This is a genomic window from Acinetobacter sp. 802_lipA (genome assembly GCF_058242885.1).
The window spans coordinates 623,995-641,797 of sequence record NZ_JBZAYP010000001.1; the positions used below are offsets into that span (position 1 = coordinate 623,995).

General features: G+C 41.5%; 15 protein-coding genes. 7 read left to right on the forward strand and 8 right to left on the reverse strand.

The window, feature by feature from the left end:
• Window positions 1–19: 19 nt before the first annotated feature.
• The 4 genes from AC4CU3_RS03100 to lysS all read right to left on the reverse strand — a co-directional run bounded on the left by AC4CU3_RS03100 (window position 20) and on the right by lysS (window position 5,123).
• Complete coding sequence (locus tag AC4CU3_RS03100; RefSeq protein WP_279044578.1) at window positions 20–292, reverse strand: hypothetical protein; 273 nt, start codon at window positions 290–292, stop codon at window positions 20–22.
• A gap of 142 nt (window positions 293–434) precedes the next feature.
• Window positions 435–2,051, reverse strand: a complete 1,617-nt coding sequence (gene cysN / locus AC4CU3_RS03105) for a sulfate adenylyltransferase subunit CysN (protein WP_490737982.1) — start codon at window positions 2,049–2,051, stop codon at window positions 435–437.
• Between the two features lie 140 nt (window positions 2,052–2,191).
• Window positions 2,192–3,106 (reverse strand): sulfate adenylyltransferase subunit CysD, encoded by a 915-nt coding sequence (gene cysD, locus AC4CU3_RS03110; protein WP_004694369.1) that lies wholly within the window; start codon window positions 3,104–3,106, stop codon window positions 2,192–2,194.
• A gap of 490 nt (window positions 3,107–3,596) precedes the next feature.
• On the reverse strand, window positions 3,597–5,123 hold the full coding sequence (lysS, locus tag AC4CU3_RS03115; protein WP_279044573.1) for a lysine--tRNA ligase: 1,527 nt from the start codon (window positions 5,121–5,123) through the stop codon (window positions 3,597–3,599).
• A gap of 277 nt (window positions 5,124–5,400) precedes the next feature.
• On the opposite strand from lysS, the gene AC4CU3_RS03120 reads away from it, so the two are divergent.
• Entirely contained in the window at window positions 5,401–5,901 is a 501-nt protein-coding gene (locus AC4CU3_RS03120) for a YqiA/YcfP family alpha/beta fold hydrolase (RefSeq protein ID WP_279044570.1), read from the forward strand.
• A 53-nt stretch (window positions 5,902–5,954) separates the two neighbouring features.
• Complete coding sequence (locus AC4CU3_RS03125; protein ID WP_490737974.1) at window positions 5,955–6,983, forward strand: IS701 family transposase; 1,029 nt, start codon at window positions 5,955–5,957, stop codon at window positions 6,981–6,983.
• Between the two features lie 66 nt (window positions 6,984–7,049).
• Here AC4CU3_RS03125 and AC4CU3_RS03130 read toward each other — a convergent pair whose 3' ends face one another.
• Complete coding sequence (locus tag AC4CU3_RS03130; protein WP_058869209.1) at window positions 7,050–7,592, reverse strand: adenine phosphoribosyltransferase; 543 nt, start codon at window positions 7,590–7,592, stop codon at window positions 7,050–7,052.
• 515 nt (window positions 7,593–8,107) lie between these two features.
• Between AC4CU3_RS03130 and rubA the strand changes: the two genes are divergently transcribed.
• From rubA to oxyR, 4 genes are all read left to right on the forward strand, one after another.
• Window positions 8,108–8,272, forward strand: a complete 165-nt coding sequence (gene rubA, locus AC4CU3_RS03135; protein ID WP_004694381.1) for a rubredoxin RubA — start codon at window positions 8,108–8,110, stop codon at window positions 8,270–8,272.
• A 68-nt stretch (window positions 8,273–8,340) separates the two neighbouring features.
• Window positions 8,341–9,513 (forward strand): FAD-dependent oxidoreductase, encoded by a 1,173-nt coding sequence (locus AC4CU3_RS03140; protein WP_279044041.1) that lies wholly within the window; start codon window positions 8,341–8,343, stop codon window positions 9,511–9,513.
• Window positions 9,514–9,576: 63 nt separating this feature from the next.
• On the forward strand, window positions 9,577–10,515 hold the full coding sequence (locus AC4CU3_RS03145; RefSeq protein WP_004694383.1) for an alpha/beta fold hydrolase: 939 nt from the start codon (window positions 9,577–9,579) through the stop codon (window positions 10,513–10,515).
• 13 nt (window positions 10,516–10,528) lie between these two features.
• Window positions 10,529–11,431, forward strand: coding sequence for a LysR family transcriptional regulator OxyR (gene oxyR / locus AC4CU3_RS03150; RefSeq protein WP_004694384.1), 903 nt, complete (start codon window positions 10,529–10,531; stop codon window positions 11,429–11,431).
• A gap of 88 nt (window positions 11,432–11,519) precedes the next feature.
• Here oxyR and ppk1 read toward each other — a convergent pair whose 3' ends face one another.
• Together ppk1 and mtgA are read right to left on the reverse strand one after the other, a co-directional pair.
• Window positions 11,520–13,604 (reverse strand): polyphosphate kinase 1, encoded by a 2,085-nt coding sequence (gene ppk1 / locus AC4CU3_RS03155; protein ID WP_004694385.1) that lies wholly within the window; start codon window positions 13,602–13,604, stop codon window positions 11,520–11,522.
• A gap of 110 nt (window positions 13,605–13,714) precedes the next feature.
• The gene (mtgA, locus tag AC4CU3_RS03160; RefSeq protein WP_148826452.1) at window positions 13,715–14,389 is read right to left on the reverse strand and encodes a monofunctional biosynthetic peptidoglycan transglycosylase; all 675 of its coding nucleotides are present in this window, start codon (window positions 14,387–14,389) and stop codon (window positions 13,715–13,717) included.
• A 77-nt stretch (window positions 14,390–14,466) separates the two neighbouring features.
• Between mtgA and AC4CU3_RS03165 the strand changes: the two genes are divergently transcribed.
• A complete protein-coding gene (locus AC4CU3_RS03165) occupies window positions 14,467–15,282 on the forward strand; it encodes a rhomboid family intramembrane serine protease (protein WP_005399875.1) in 816 nt (271 codons plus the stop codon).
• 30 nt (window positions 15,283–15,312) lie between these two features.
• Here AC4CU3_RS03165 and AC4CU3_RS03170 read toward each other — a convergent pair whose 3' ends face one another.
• Window positions 15,313–17,802 (reverse strand): FtsX-like permease family protein, encoded by a 2,490-nt coding sequence (locus tag AC4CU3_RS03170; protein WP_279044043.1) that lies wholly within the window; start codon window positions 17,800–17,802, stop codon window positions 15,313–15,315.
• Between the last annotated feature and the right edge of the window lies 1 nt (window position 17,803).

Consider the following 17,803-nt stretch of genomic DNA (forward strand, 5'->3'; position numbering starts at 1 on the left):
CTTGTAAATCGAACTTAAATTAAGCTCGCCCTTTAAATTCTTTGACCATACGATCACTCACGTCTTCTGGATAACACAGTGGCGCAGCGCCACCGACTCGATTGTAAGCACTACGTTTACCACACCGACTTCCATTTCTTGCAGTATTGTAAGGACAAGGACAATTTCCCGAATACGCTTGTATCGATTGTTGAATAATTTTTTGCTTAATCGCTTCATCACTTTGCGTAGTGTGTTTAGCATCAGCAGCAAAAGTTAAAGTTAAACCAATAAATAATAATATTTTTTTCATAATACCCCTCTACAAAAGAGGCATTCTATAGCATTGAATTTTTATTGAAATATCACATTATTTATTTGAATAATATTTATTCATCTAAAATAGAAATAAAAAACCCACCTTACGGTGGGTTCCTTCAAATCAGCTCAATCTCTTATAGACGAACCAATTCAACAATTTTATCAGCTAGCTCTTCAACCGCATCTTGAGTGAATGCGACATCTGTACCGTCGACAAGGTCAGTCACCACAACCACACCTGTTTCACGTACTAGTGCAACCTGATCAGCAGTTAGACCCGCTTTCGCAATCGCAACTACACCTTGTTGAATCAATAAGTTTTCAAGTGCTTGTGCATTTTCTAGAGCTTTCGCAGAGACAGTTACCGCAGCAGGTTTTTGACCTAAACGTGCAGCACGGTCTTCCGCTGTGACAGGGTTGCTATGCGCAGACCATTCCACAGACTCTTCCACCATACCCGCACCAATCGTCACGTTGTTTAAACGGTCGATGAAGATAAACGAACCTGTATAACGACTGTCTTGGTAGCGATCAAATACGACAGGTGCATCAAACTCAACAGTGACATTAGCAATGGCGTTCAGCTCAAGGCTATCCACTTGTGCCTTTTCCAATGTGTTGACATTGGTACGGTAGTTAATAGCAGTGACTTTTGCAGGAACGGTTTGCGTACCCACTTTTAGGTTGTACAACTTACCAATCACCAGCGGTTGATCTGCCATCCAAACCACAGTGGCATTGACCGAACGTGAAATTTCTGGCGCAGCTTGATCCGCACGCACAAGCACGTTACCACGCGAAATATCAATTTCGTCATTCAGAGTCAAGGTTACCGCTTGACCTGAAACAGCACGCTCTAAATTACCATCATAAGTGACAATTTCTTTGACGGTCGACGACTTACCTGATGGTAAAGCCACGATTTTGTCACCTACCGATACATCACCCAGCGCAACCGTGCCACAGAAACCACGGAAGTCGAGGTTTGGACGGTTTACATATTGCACAGGGAAACGGAAATCGTTAGTCACCGAACTGCGGTTAATTTCCACAGACTCAAGCGTACCCATCAAAGTTTCGCCTGTGTACCATGGCGTATTTGGTGATTTATTGACAACGTTATCACCATTCAATGCTGAAATAGGCGTAAAGATAATGTTGTTTGGCTTACGGTCACCCAATTGCGCCACAAAACCTGCATACTCCTTCTGAATTTCATTGAAGCGCGCTTCAGAAAATTCAACCAAGTCCATTTTGTTAATCGCAACAATAATGTTCTTAATGCCCAGTAAGCTTGCAATATAAGTATGACGACGTGTCTGAGTTTGTACACCATAACGCGCATCAATCAAGATAATCGCAAGGTCACAAGTCGACGCACCCGTTGCCATGTTACGCGTGTATTGCTCATGTCCTGGCGTGTCGGCAATGATGAACTTACGTTTTTCAGTTGAGAAATAACGATAAGCCACATCAATGGTAATACCCTGCTCACGTTCAGCTTGTAGACCATCTACAAGGAGTGCTAAGTCAGGTGCATCGCCTGTCGTACCGACTTTTTTAGAGTCACGAGTTACTGCTTGCAATTGATCTTCATAAATCAATTTTGAATCGTAAAGCAAACGACCAATTAAAGTTGACTTACCATCATCGACGCTCCCGCAAGTCAGAAAACGCAATAAGTCTTTATTTTCATGTTGTTTTAGATAGCCCAAGATATCTTGGCTAATCAGTTCTGATTGATGAGACATTGCTCAAAACTCCACATATTCTTTAGAAATCGGTTTTTAATCTTCAAATCTACCTAAATCCTCCTTTGATAAAGGAGGACTTTCCTCCATTTTTTTCGGGAGTTCTCCCCTCTTTACTAAAGAGGGGTTAGGGGGAGATTTTAGAAATAACCTTCTTGCTTTTTCTTCTCCATCGAGCCCGCCTCATCATGGTCAATCATACGACCTTGACGTTCAGAGCTAGTTGCAAGCAACATTTCTTGGATAATTTCAGGTAAGGTATTTGCCGTTGACTCCACTGCACCCGTAAGTGGGTAACAACCAAGTGTACGGAAGCGTACCGATTTCATTTGTGGAACTTCGCCTTCTTTTAAAGGCATACGTTCATCATCAACCATAATCAGGGTACCACTACGCTCAACCACAGGACGTTCTGCAGCTAAGTAAAGTGGAACCAATGGAATGCTTTCCAAGTAGATATATTGCCAAATATCAAGCTCAGTCCAGTTTGATAGTGGGAATACACGAATACTTTCACCTTTGTTCACTTTACCGTTGTAAAGATTCCAAAGTTCAGGACGTTGGTTTTTTGGGTCCCAACGGTGTTTCGAGTCACGGAATGAATAGACACGTTCTTTCGCACGTGATTTTTCTTCATCACGACGTGCACCACCAAATGCCGCATCAAAACCGTATTTATCAAGCGCTTGTTTTAAGCCTTGAGTTTTCATGATGTCGGTATATTTTGAGCTACCATGGTCAAATGGGTTAATACCCGCATCTTTCCCTTCTTTATTTTGATGTACGATCAAATCAAAGCCATGGGTTTTTGCCATGTTGTCGCGGAAAGCAATCATGTCTTTAAATTTCCAGCCCGTATCTACATGCAGAAGCGGAAATGGAAGCTTGGCAGGATAGAACGCTTTGAGCGCCAGATGCAGCATCACTGCTGAATCCTTACCAATAGAATAAAGCATCACTGGGTTTTCAAACTCAGCAGCTACTTCGCGAATAATATGAATACTCTCAGCTTCAAGCTGTTTAAGATGAGTAAGTCTTTCCTCATTTAATGACATTGACAGCACCAACTCACAAAAATCGTGTACTTATTACACTTTTAAAAATATATATTCATTATAAAGATTTAGTTATACACACTATTGCTTGTTTTATTATATTTATATGCAAAAACCTCATATAAAACAAAATTGATAAGCCCTATAAGTTTTATTCAACAATTAGATATCCCCAAATAAACTCAAATATTACATCAACTTCATTCAAAGTATTCAGCCTGCTCACTCCTCCACGCTTCGATTCTTCATCTATGTTTCTGCTTGGCAATACATTTACAAAGACCTAAAGTCGGTTTCATTTAGGTTCTATGTATATGACTCACCAAACTCTCAATCTAGAAGACTAAAAATAACACTAGATGCAGACCGGCTTGTTCGTTTTATATATCAACATTATAGACAAAAAGTTTGGATTCCAATTACTTTGAGATTAATCCATAAAATATAAAAAACCCGCAATCAATGCGGGTTTTTTAAGTTCATATCAAACTTAGTTTTTATGACGCATGTGTGGGAACAGAATCACATCACGAATACTTGCTGCATTAGCGAATAACATGACTAAACGGTCAATACCAATACCCTCACCCGCTGTCGGCGGCAAGCCGTACTCAAGTGCTTCAACAAAGTCTGCATCGTAGTGCATTGCTTCATCATCACCTGCATCTTTTTCTGAAACCTGAGCTTGGAAACGTTCAGCTTGGTCAATCGGGTCATTCAACTCTGAGAAACCATTCGCAAGCTCGCGACCACCAATAAAGAACTCAAAACGGTCAGTAATGTGTGGGTTATGATCATTACGACGTGCCAATGGCGAAGTTTCAGCTGGATATTCAGTAATGAAAGTCGGTTGGCGTAGCTGAGTTTCAACAGTTTCTTCAAATACGATGGTTTGAAGTTTGCCCAGACCAAAACCTGGTTTTACCTGCTCTTTCAGCTCTTCTTGTACAAATTTTGCCAAGAATTCACGGTCATTGACATTTTCAGGCGTGAACTGTGGGTTGTGTGCAAGAATGGCATCAAACATTGAAATTTTCTTGAATGGCCCTTTGAAGCTATACACTTCTTCACCATAAGGCACATCAGTTGAACCCAAAATGTCCAGCGCTAAGCGCTCAAGCATATTTTCGGTAAGTTCCATCAAGTCTTTATAGTCTGCATAAGCTTGATAGAATTCGATCATGGTGAATTCTGGATTATGACGTGTCGAAACACCTTCGTTTCGGAAGTTACGGTTAATTTCAAACACGCGCTCAAAACCACCGACCACCAAACGTTTTAAGTAAAGCTCAGGCGCAATACGTAAGAAAAGCGGCATATCCAAAGCATTATGATGCGTTTCAAATGGACGCGCTGATGCTCCACCTGGAATCACATGCATCATCGGTGTTTCTACTTCCATGAAGCGCTGTTCAGTTAAGAACGCACGAATGCCTGAAACCACTTTGGCACGGATTTCAAAAGTCTTACGTGTTTCTTCGTTCACAATCAGGTCAAGATAACGCTTACGATATTTAACTTCAGTATCGTTTAGACCATGGAATTTATCTGGAAGTGGACGAAGTGACTTGGTTAAAAGCTCAAAATGTTCGATATGCACATAAAGGTCACCCTTACCTGAACGACCAATATAACCTTTCACCGCGATAATATCGCCAAGATCTAAGCTCTTAATGGTTTCTAAGGTTTCTGGTGCTAATTCTTTACGCGCTACATATAACTGGATACGACCCGTCATATCTTGGATCACGATGAATGAACCGCGGTTCAACATCACACGACCCGCTACAGACACATAAACATGCCCTGCTGCTTCAATTTCTTCTTTGCTTTTGTCTGCAAATTGATCTTGTAAGTCTTGCGCATAATGTTCACGTTTAAACGTGTTTGGCCATGGGCTAGTGCCCGCTTGTTTGGCTTGATCTTCAATCTGCTTTAACTTGGCATGACGCTGTGCAATTAAATCGTTTTCGGAAATGGCTTGTTCAGAAGTCGATTGAGCGTTTTGTTGCGTCATCTCTGCCTCGTATATGTATTAAAAAACGGAAGTTGCATAGCATAGCAGAATTCCAGACGAATGAGCATCATCAAAAACCACGCGGTATATAAAAAAGTATACATCCTGTTTATTTCGGACCTAAGACGCCCACCGTATAAAAGATCTGTCTATTTCTTAGACCAAAAGCTAACTTCATTTCGCGATCAATCCCTCTACAATGGACATTATAAATCGTGGAAAAGTAAACTTTTCTCCACTCATAAAATAATTTAGTTTTTTAATTGAATGATAAATCATGAGCAGATGCGAATCTAAAATTTTGTTTTTGCATGGATTAGACTCCTCACGTGAGTCCACTAAATTCCATGCCATTGATGCAAAGCAGAAATTTTGTATCGATATCGATTATCGCTATCTCAATTTTTCTACCGTAGCTAGTTTCTACGACGATATTATTGAAAAAATAAAACCTGAGATTATTGTTGGACATTGTATTGGTGCATATTGGGCATTGAAAATGTCGCTGCTACATCAAATTCCGTGTGTAATTGCTAACCCACGCTTAGCCCCTGACTTTCGTGATGATTACCCCAGTATTGATGAGACTGACTTAGACCACAATGTACCGCAAGTGGCCTACTTGGAGCTGGGAGATGAATTAATTGATATGTATGCAGCACAGGAAGTTTTAGAAAATTATATGTTGATTCAAGCAGTTGAAGGTGGACACCACCGATTACTTAAACCTGAAAGTATTAATCAACTGATTGAACATCTAGAACAACAATATTTATAGGACTTACGCATTGACGGATTCAAAAAAGTATTAAAATACTTTATAAAGTATCTGTGATCAGACGAATTAAACATGCTTCTACAGCAACTTGTACTCTACCCATTTATATGGGCTTTCTCATGACAGAACCGAACTCTATTAGCTGCACACAACTTGCCGAGACTTATAACATCTCGCATGATAGTGTAAATCGCTTTCTAGAGCGTGAAGACTACACACCTCACGACCTATATCAAGAAGCAATTCAACATATTGATAATAATAAACTTATAGTCAGTATTGATGATACTGTTTTAGATAAACCGTATAGTCAGCATATGGACTTGGTTAGCTATTTTTGGTCAGGCAAACACCACCGATCCGTCAAGGGTATTAATCTCATTACCTTGTATGCGACAGATCAAAATGGTCAAAATATTCCAATTAATTTCCGAATTTATGACAAATCTGAAAGTAAAACCAAGAATGATTACTTTATGGATATGTTAAGTGAAGTACTCAGTTGGGGTGCAAAGATTCAATTTATTACAGGTGATAGTTGGTATTCATCGACTGGAAATCTAAAAACCATAAGAAAATATGGTATTCGATTTATGTTTGGTATCGACTGTAACCGTAAGGTTTCCCCAGAAAAAGGACAATGGTTTCAACTGCGTTTATTGCCGAATTTCCATCAGGGTCAAGTGGTCTGGCTCAAAGATTTTGGCTTTGTACAATTATTTAAGACTCAGTTAAAAGAACAGCAGAGGTTTTATATTGTGCATCAAGATGAAGATGATTTATTGTCCTTTGAGGGTTTTCATGAATTACATTCAAGTCATTGGAAAATAGAGCAATATCACCGGGTGATTAAACAGGTTTGTCATATTGAAAAGTTTCAAGTAAGACGATCTAAACTGATTTTGAATCATATTTTTTCAGCCTTGATGGCCTACGTTGAGATACAAAAGAACCAGTTTGAGCGGATCTTTGAAAATATATATCGTTGGCAGAAGAAATTATTTAGACCAATTATCAAAAACTTCATTGATGACTTTATTCTCGATAAAAATCATCTGCTACCACAGAGAATCTATAAGTAATAGTGCGTAAGTCCTAATTTATATAAATAAAAAAAGCCTTGGATGTCCCAAGGCTTTTTAATCTGCTTACGCCGCAACAGATTCTGGTTTTGATTTGTCATCTAATACTGACCAAATCTTTAAACCTAAGTCAGCATGCAAATCAGGCAAATCAAGAAAAATACTAGCACCGAGCACTTCATGATTACATTTTGCCACCAACTGTTTAACGGCTTTTAATGTCCCACCTGTCGCTAAAACATCATCCACAATAATCACTTTTTGCGACGGGGTATTGGCTGCCATTTCTAAGCGGTCTAAACCATATTCCAAACTATAACCCACACCTACCACCGGTGGTGGCAGCTTGCCTGCTTTACGTACCAACAATAAACCTTTACCTAAGCGTTGTGCCAATAAGCTCGCAAGCACAAAGCCACGCGCTTCTACAGCAACAAAACTGTCTACTTCCGCCAACTGTTCAGCAGGAATACTTGCAATTAACGCGTCGGTTAAAGGCTCAATATTGCTCATAAACAATGGTGTTAAATCGAAGAAGCAAATCCCAGGTTTTGGAAAATCTTGGACCGTACGAATGTGCGACCACAACGTTGTAGACAAGTTGTTCATAGGAGATCAATAAAATTTGAAAAGGAATAGATGAATTTTACAGCTTTATCTGTGAAAAAAACAGTCAAGTACTGGCCATGCAGCCGACTGAACAACCCAAATATTTGTGTAAGCTATTGTTTTTAATTAAATCATTTTTTTAATAAATATTAGGTATAGATGTACTCAATATTAAAATAGCAATTTAATTCTACATTTACATCACGACCATAGTCTATATTTTTAAGGATTTTAAAAGACTAGCCGATTGAAAAAACACATCTTTTTGACTTGCAATCATCTATATCTTTCACACTTTTGCAAAATACGATCTGGTTTTAAATGATACGTTTTGTCCTGATCATCGCTTTTAGCAGATAGATTCAATCATTAAACTCCGATATTTACTTTACATTCGTATTAGAACTGCGTAAAAATTTAGATTAGCGAAGTATGCTAACAACTCAGATGAATAGCAGCTTGCGTAATGGATTATTTTGCTGAACCCTTTCTTGTTCAGCGTTTTGGAGAATCAAATGAAGAAGTATCAATGCATCGTTTGTGGATGGATTTATGACGAAGCAGAAGGTTGGCCACAAGATGGCATCGTGGCGGGAACAAAATGGGACGATATCCCTGACGATTGGACTTGCCCAGATTGTGGCGTGTCAAAAATCGATTTTGAAATGGTTGAAATCTAATTCATAGTGTTAAAGACCATGCAGCATGGTCTTTTTTTACGTCTTTAAAATAATCTCTGGAGAACCTTATGCATCCCATCGTCATCATTGGCTCAGGTATGGCAGGCTATGCTGTAGCACGTGAATTTCGCAAGCTGAACCCTGAACAAGAGCTGCTTATGCTATGTGCAGATGATGCGACTAATTATGCCAAACCAACGTTGTCCAATGCCTTTGTTGCCAACAAAGCGCCTGAACAAATTGCTTTGGGTGATGCAGAGAAAATGGCAACACAACTGAAAATGCAGATTGCCACGCATACTTGGGTAAAAGAAATTCATGCTGAACAACAGCAGTTAACCCTTGTTAAAGATGGCACTGAATCTACACAGCCCTACTCTCAATTGGTTTTAGCAGTAGGTGCAAACCCAATTCGCTTAGCCATTGCAGGTGATGGAAGCAATGACATTCAAGTTGTAAACAATCTAGACGACTATAAAACCTTCCGCGCAGAACTTGAAAAGCGTGCAGACAAACGTGTAGTCATTTTAGGTGCAGGTCTTATCGGTTGCGAATTTGCCAATGATTTACAACATACAGGCCATCAAGCTACCGTCATCGACTTGGCAAACCAGCCTTTGGGTCGTTTATTGCCAGCGCATGTTTCAAGAGCCTTTAAAGAAAACCTTGAAGCAACGGGTATTCATTTTGTCCTTGGCACCACAGTTGAAAAAGTTTCTAAAATTGAAAATGGTGACTATGTTGTGACCTTGGCCAATGGTCAGTCTTTGGTCGCAGATGTAGTGTTATCTGCGATTGGCTTACAACCAAGCATTTCCCTTGCAAAAGAAGCAGATATTCAAACTAGTCGTGGGATTTTGACCAACGTACAACTTGAGACCAATCAACCACACATCTACGCCGTAGGAGATTGTGCTGAGGTAAATGGACTCTTGCTGCCTTATGTCATGCCAATCATGCAACAAGCACGCGCTTTAGCCAAAACCTTAAATGGTGACACCACTGCGGTGCATTACCCTGCTATGCCTGTAGCAGTTAAAACACCCGCTGCGCCGCTCACTGTTTTGCCTGCGCCAATCGATGCAGAGGTGAACTGGGAAACTGAGGAATTAGACGATGGCATGATTGCCAAAGCCCTAGACAGTCAAGGTACACTTCGCGGCTTCGTACTGCTCGGTGCAACCGCAGCGAAACAACGTTTAGCATTAACAAAACTGGTTCCAGACTTGATTCCAGCATAGGTTTAGAGTTTAAATAAAAGGACATTTATAACAATAGATGTCCTTTATGTGAGGATTACAATAATGAATAGCGCACTCCAATATAATCTTTCACCCTATACCTCTTTCATGCGCGAAACCAAAGTCGACTTAGGCAATGGTATTGAACTCCATGTCGAAATCGGTGGCGAAGACCATCATCCGACCATTGTTTTGATCATGGGTTTAGGAGCACAGCTCTTATTTTGGCCTGATTTCTTCTGTAAATCTCTGATTGATCAAGGGTTTCGTATCATTCGTTTTGATAACCGCGATATTGGTTTATCTTCAAAAATTAAACATCAAGGTCCACGCTTAAACACCCTCAAACTGATGGGGCGTTTTGCTTTAGGTTTAGATAACCGTGGTGCACCTTATGACTTATACGACATGGCTGACGATGTGGCACTGCTTTTAGACCGTTTAGGTTTAGATGAAAGTTATGTGATTGGTGCATCCATGGGTGGTATGATTGGGCAAATTCTAGCAGCGCGTCATCCACAGAAGGTCAAAAAGCTCGGCCTAATGTTCACCAGTAACAACCAACCTTTACTGCCGCCGCCTTTTCCAAAGCAACTCTTTAGTCTAATTGGTCGACCTGAATCGACTGATGAAGAAGGAATTGTAAGCCACTCTTTGAAAGTGTTTAAGATCATTGGCTCGCCTGATTATCACAATCCAATCGAGTCAATTCAGACTTCTCGCAAATTATATCGCCGAAGTTATTACCCTGCGGGTGTACTTCAGCAGTTTTTAGCAATATTATGTACAGGTTCTTTATTGCAACTGGACAAACAGATTCAACAACCGACCCTTGTGGTACACGGTTCGCGAGACCGTTTACTCCCGCCTAGTCACGGAAAGGCCGTTGCAAAGGCAATTATGGGCGCTAAATTTGAATTAATTGATGGAATGGGGCATGATATCCCACCGCACTTCATTCCAAATCTTAGCGAATTATTTGCACAACACTTTAAATCATAATCATTAGGACACTATGGCTGCATTACCATCCTTAAGACAGCTGTCATATCTCGTTACACTGTCAGAAACGCTGCATTTTACTGAAGCTGCACGCCGTTCATTTGTAACCCAATCGACTTTATCGGGCGGGATTATGGAGCTTGAACGCCTACTCGGTGGCGTACTTGTAGAGCGTGATCGCCAAAATGTGCGCTTAACTCCTCTAGGCGAGCAAGTCGTTGCTCGTGCTCGTGTTCTACTGGCAGATGCTCAAGACCTGATGCGTTTAAGCCGAGAAATGAGCGAGCCTTTAACTGGTGATTTACATCTAGGTGTTATTCCAACCATTGCGCCATTTATTCTGGCGCAATTGTTAGATGAAGTGCATAAGCAACTCCCTAAAATTCAACTACATTTACACGAAGCGCAAAGTGAGAAAATTGTAGAAAAACTCGAACATGGCAATTTAGACATGGTCGTTTTGGCTCTACCTTTTGATACACGTGGCTTAAAAGTTGCTGAAGTCGCAAAAGAAAGTTTGTTTTTGGTCTGCAATAAATCAGATATCGCAAGCCAAGCCAAATCGCTGGATGACTTAGACCTTTCACGCTTAATGTTGCTTGAAGAAGGCCACTGCTTACGTGACCATACGCTAAGTGCCTGCCCAATTGGTGAGCGTAAAAACGATCATCGTTTAAAAGCGAGTTCTTTACCCACCCTTGTGGAAATGGTATCGGCTAATCTTGGTTTTACCTTATTACCTGAAATCGCAATTCATACCAATATGATTAAAGCGAATCCAGATTTGATGGTCAAACAAATTGAAGCTGCTCCAAGCCGTATCTTGGCTTTGGTGACACGTAAAAGCACCCCACTACAAAGCGAATTTGATGTGCTATTACAAATCCTGAAAAAAATTACTCAAGATCTGCACTAAGCTTATTTTTGTGCATAAAAAAGGAGTCAAACATGACTCCTTTTTTTTGTGCCTAAATCTTTAGTAGACTCAAGCACAATCCCTAAAGTTATTTAATCACATCTAGCAAATAACGCTGTGCATTATGCTCGGTTTCGCCTTCAGCTAGCGTCGCACGAAGCCAAGTTCCATCACCCTGTAGTAACCAAGCTTGTTGATTATCTTGCAAATAGGTCAACAACCCTTGCTGATAAATACGTTTTTTCAAAGCTGGATCTTCAATTGGGAAACATGCCTCAACACGATTAAATAGATTTCGATCCATCCAGTCGGCGCTCGAACCATAAATACGCGCATCGCCATTATTACTAAAATAGAAAACACGCGTATGTTCTAAGAAGCGCCCCACGATCGAACGTACACGAATGTTTTCCGAAAGCCCTGGCAAGCCCGGGCGTAGACAACAAATTGAACGAATAATGAGATCAATTTGTACACCTGCTTGTGATGCCTCATACAGCTTATTGATTAGTTGCACTTCGGTTAGTGCATTCACTTTCACAATAATCTGCGCTTTCTTACCTGCTTTCGCATTGGCAATTTCATCATCAATAAAGTGGATCAGTTGAGCATGGAGCGTAAATGGCGCATGAAGTAGCTTTTTCAGCTTCGCCATTTTCCCCATGCCTGTCAATTCTTGGAAAATACGGTGTACATCTTCACACAACTCTTTATCGGTCGTAAGCAAACCATAGTCGGTATAAATACGTGCATTACCCGCATGGTAGTTACCCGTTCCCAAGTGCACATAACGAACGAGTTTATTATTTTCACGGCGTACCACAAGAATCATTTTGGCATGAGTTTTATAGCCCACAATGCCGTAAACAACCACAGCACCCGCTTCTTGTAGCACATTTGCCACTTCGATATTTGACTCTTCATCAAAACGCGCACGCAGCTCAATCACCGCGGTAACTTCTTTACCATTACGCGCCGCTTCTGCTAGGACTTGTACAATTTCAGAGTCTGCACCACTGCGATAGAGGGTTTGCTTAATCGCCAACACTTGTGGGTCACGTGCAGCTTCACGCAACAAGTTAATCACAGGTGCGAAAGACTCAAACGGATGATGTAGTAAAATATCCTGCTTCTGCATTGCAGAGAACATGCTTTCCGACTTTTTCAACACTTTAGGAATAACAGGAATATGTGCGTCATACCGTAGATGTGGACGTTTAAAATTGGACAATAAACGCGCCAAGTTCACAGGTCCTTCGACTTTATACAACTGCTCCTGATGCAGATCAAATTCATCTAGCAAGTAGTTATAAATATGTTCTGGACAGTTTTGTGTAACTTCCAAACGTACTGCTCGTCCAAAACGACGTGAACTTAACTCACCTTTCAGTGCTTTGGCTAAGTCTTCAACATCTTCGTTGAGCGCCAAATCAGCATTCCGTGTGACACGGAACTGATAACAGCCTGTTGCTGTCATCCCTGGGAACAAGTCAGAAACATGCTCATGGATGATAGCTGAAAGCATCACATGATGCTCTTTTCCACCTGTGAGTTCATCCGGTAGACGAACCACACGTGGCAATGAACGTGGTGCAGGAACAACGGCCAAATCAATCTGACGACCAAATGCGTCTTTCCCTTCCAAAGTCACAATAAAGTTGAGACTTTTATTCACTAAACGCGGAAATGGGTGCGCAGGGTCAAGGCTAATCGGTGTTAAGACAGGTGCAACCTGTTCTTGGAAATATTTCTTCACCCATGAAGACTGTGCAGGCGTCAGTTCCCCACGGCGTAAGAAGCAAATGTCTTCCTCACGTAGTTTCGGCAGAATTTCATCATTGAGAATACGATACTGACGTTCAATTGCGGCATGTGCGGTTTGCGAAATTTGGTCGAGGACTTGGCGTGGGGTTAAGCCATCGGGGCTACGGCTTTCATTGCCTAGATCCAACTGCTCCATGACGCCCGCAACACGAATTTCAAAGAACTCATCTAAGTTACGTGAAAAAATCAGTAAGAAATTCATCCGTTCTAAGAGCGGATGTAAAGGATCTACGGCTTGTTCCAATACACGTAAATGGAAATCTAATATCGATAACTCACGGTTAATATAGCGATCGTTATACGCGTATTCAGGTTGTAGTATCGGAGATGTACTTGCTGCCGTATTCATAGCTAACCTTTGATTATTTGAATGCGTTTTATCATGATAAGTATGCTTCAATTTTGTGACAATTTCATAAAAAAAAGCCCATAAATTTGGGCTTTTTCACATCAATCAAATTAAGGGATATCGCTATAGCGCATATACTTTCGAATCATGCGCTCGCGGTTTTGCAACTTACGGTCATTTTGATGGTCTTGGTAGTATTTCGGATTGGGTAAAATGGCCGCTAAAAAGACCGCCTGCTCTCGGCTTAAGCTACGTGAACTTTTACCAAAGTAGTGTTGGGTTGCAGCTTCCACGCCATAGATATTATCGCCAAACTCCACCGAGTTCAGATAAACCTCTAAAATACGTTCTTTGCTCCACATCCGCTCCATCATCCAAGTTGCAACAGCTTCCTGACCTTTACGAATGAATGAACGCTTGTTATATAAAAATAAGTTTTTTGCCAATTGCTGAGAAATTGTTGAACCGCCGGCAACCACTTTGCCCGTGTCATTATTACGTTCAAGCGCCGCTTGAATCCCATCCCAGTCAAAACCATGATGTTGCATAAATTTGCCATCTTCAGCCGCAACAATGGCTTTTTTCATGTACTCACTGATCTCATCATAATCACGCCATTCGTGTTGAATGGGTTTGGATGGCTCAGACCAATAATCAATCCGCATAAACATGGTGGTTTCCACTGGCTTGTAACGCCACCACACTAGGCTTGCAAAAACCCACAACTGTACCAAAAGCACGAAGCTGACAACGACTAACAAACTACGAACAATAAAAGCTTTCATGCCAGTGGCTTACTCCAAAAATCATTTTTATTCATGCTAAGCTTGGGCAAATATAGCAAAATTTTAGCAAGAATAGCATGACCGAGCTTACACCTCCGCAAATCAAAACAAAATTTGACGTACATTTATGGTGGATTACCGCCGTCATTATTGCCGTGAATGTTGGGTTGTTTTTTTGGCAAGTCCTGCATGGCATGGATGTCAGCAATCCAAGTACGGCTGATGCCATACGCTGGGGAGCAGACTATGCACCGCTCACCTTCTTGGCTGAACCGATGCGTTTATTGAGCAGTATGTTCTTTCATTTTGGCTTGGTTCACCTCATGTTGAACATGTGGGCGCTGTATATTTTTGGCAGTGTGCTAGAGCAAATGTTTGGACGTGTCTATTTTCTTGCGCTATATGTCCTTGCGGGCCTCATGGGTAGCTTGCTCAGTGGTTATATTGCCATCCAAGACAGTTATGAACTAATTCGTGTGGGTTTAGCAAACCCTGAACTCTTGCCGCGTGTCGGTGCAGGCGCTTCAGGTGCCGTCATGGGGCTGGGCGCAGCGCTGACGGTTCTATCCCTTCTGCCGATGCTCCCACAGCAACGTTTTATTTTAGATAAAAAGACGTTGCTCATCGTGATGGGAATCAACTTAGCCATGGGCTTTATGATTTCAGGTATTAATAATGCCGCACATATTGGCGGCATGTTGATGGGTGCTGTTTTGGCGGCACTTTGGTATCTCTCCCAAAAGACGCAGCAGCGTTGGATTATGCCGCTGAGCCTTGTTTTGGCAGCCTGCGGTTCGTATTGGTTTTACTTACACTGCCAAAACCTTGTGGTCTATATTCAACCCTTATGGTCAGAAGTGTTAATGATGATGCGTCAACAGCTCAATTTCTAAGATTCAACGCTTAAGATATTAAGAGATCAATCACGATTGATTGATCTCTCTCAAACTTTGTAAAGGTGGAATATCACTGAGATAACTTAAGCGATAACGCCCAATCAGCGCGCAGAGTAAGGTCATGAACAATGGTAAAATGAGCCAGATTTCCCAGTGTGGCTGAATGGCTAATCCTATGCGATAACATGCGACCGCACTTATCGCTTCAGCAAATAAACAAGAAACCACACCTGCCATAAAACCAATAAAGCCAATTTCTAGACTGAGCATGCTTCTGAGTTTTTGCTTGGAACCACCAAATGAACGTAACAATGCCACTTCACGTTTACGCTCATCCATAAGTAAGTTCAGGCAAGCAATTAAAACCAGAATACCTGAAATACTCACTAAAACTGCAAGGATCGTGACAATCTGCACCAGCACCGTCACGATGCGCTTAATTTCATCTAAAATTAAACTGACATCAATAAAGACGGTATTGGAAAATTGCTGAATAATGCTGACCAATTTCGCTTTGTCAGACTCAGGCACATAGAAACTGCCCAAATAACTGCCCGCATTTTCATCCATGGTCTTTGGCGCAAAAATAAAGAAGAAGTTTGGACTAAAACTTTCCCATTCCACGGTTCTTAAATTCGCCACTTTGGCGTGAATGACACCCTCTGGTAAACTAAAGGTCAGTTGGTCTCCCACTTTTATCCCAAGCTCTGTTGCGGTATTGGCTTCTACCGAAACTTGTCCTTTTGCTGTCAGTTTTGATGCGCCAGAGACAATCATATTGTCTTTAGGATAACTGTCTGCTTGGGTTAAATTTAACTCACGGCGTAAGGAATTATTTTGCTTCACCAAATCTGCAGCAAAAGGCTGTCCATTTTTGGCAATCAGTCTACCTCGAATATTAGGATAGAGTGGCGTACTGTTCCAATGATTCTGCTCAATTTGTGCTTTTAACTCAGGCATGTCAAAAGGCGGTAAACCATATACAAACTGATTAGGCGTTCCCGCAGGAATTTGCTGCTGCCAGCGCTCTAACAAATCGGTTCGTAATACGGCTAAGACCGTAATTAAACTAAGTCCCAAAGCCAAAGCGGTAATCTGAAATGCAGTCTGGTAAGGCGTGCGAACATAGGCAGAAACCGCATTTTTCAAGCTACGGATAAACTTCAAACTCAGCCAGACCACACTGTATAGCACTGCACACAGAATAATAATCGCACCAATGACCATGGCTGTCAGTACCATGTTTTCAGTCAGAACGATACTAAACAGCACCAGACTTGCCGTTCCTGCGAGCAGCATCCAAAACATAGACGAAACCGATTTTTCTTGACTGCGAATGACACGGATCGGTGGAGTATTCAAAAGCTCCCAAAAACTTGGTAAGACAAAACCCAATAGCACCACAGCACTGGTCAACATGGCAATCGGAATCGGCCCGAGCAGCATATCCCAAGCTGAAAATGCAATACTTAAGTGTGGAATCAGTTGTAACATCAACTGTAACAGGCCATAACCCAGCCCTACCCCCACGACACTCCCGACCAGCATGGCAAGCAAGAACACCACACCCAACAAACTGAGGTAAGCCCAGAGAATTTGTGACTTCGCAGCCCCCATACAACGTAATAGCGCAATGTGATCTTGATTTTGTTGTACAAAGCGTTGGCTGGTCAAAGCAATTGCAATTCCACACAACAAAATCGTTAAGATATTCGCCAACTGCAAAAAAGTGTCCAAATTTGCAATTGGTTTCATTAAGCGGGTATTGCCCTCACTGGCATTGCGTAAGCGTAAGCTGTTTTGTGGCTCCTCAGCATTGACACTTTGAGCGGCCGCATCTACGTCCATAGGTGCTACATTTTGCTTCTTAAAATTTGCTTCAAACTGCTGAGTATTTTGTGCTGTACCTGCCATCAGTAGACGATAGTCAATGCGACTACCGACTTGTATGGCATTGGTCTTGGCAATATCCGCTTCAGAAATAATCACCGTCGGTGAGAACCCAGAAAAGCCCAACTCTTGATTGGAGTCATGCTCAATCAAGCCTGCCACCTTGAAAGTACCATCTGCAATATTCAGTTGATCGCCCAGTTTAACCTGTAGCAAATCCATAGCACGCCGGCTCAACCACACTTCACCCGAGGCAATGTGCTTCGCAATTGGCTGAATGCGTAGCTCTCCACGTAGAGGAAAAGCTTGATCAATCGCTTTGACATTGACCATAACAAACTGATCATTGGTATATGCCATCGAACTAAAGACAGTGACTTCGGATTGTTTTAAATCAAGAGCTGTCGCTTGTGCTTTCCATTTCGGATCGAGCTTTTGACTGTCCGTTAGAACCAAATCCCCTGCTAGCATCTCGGCGGCTTGCAGCGCTACGGCATTTTGAATTTGCTCATTACTAAACTTCAGCGCGGTCGTTGCACTGATCGCGAGAATCAACGCAATAATCAATAAATACACACCGCTACTTTTAAAACTTTGCTTCAGTAAGGGTTGAAATAGCGAATTCATT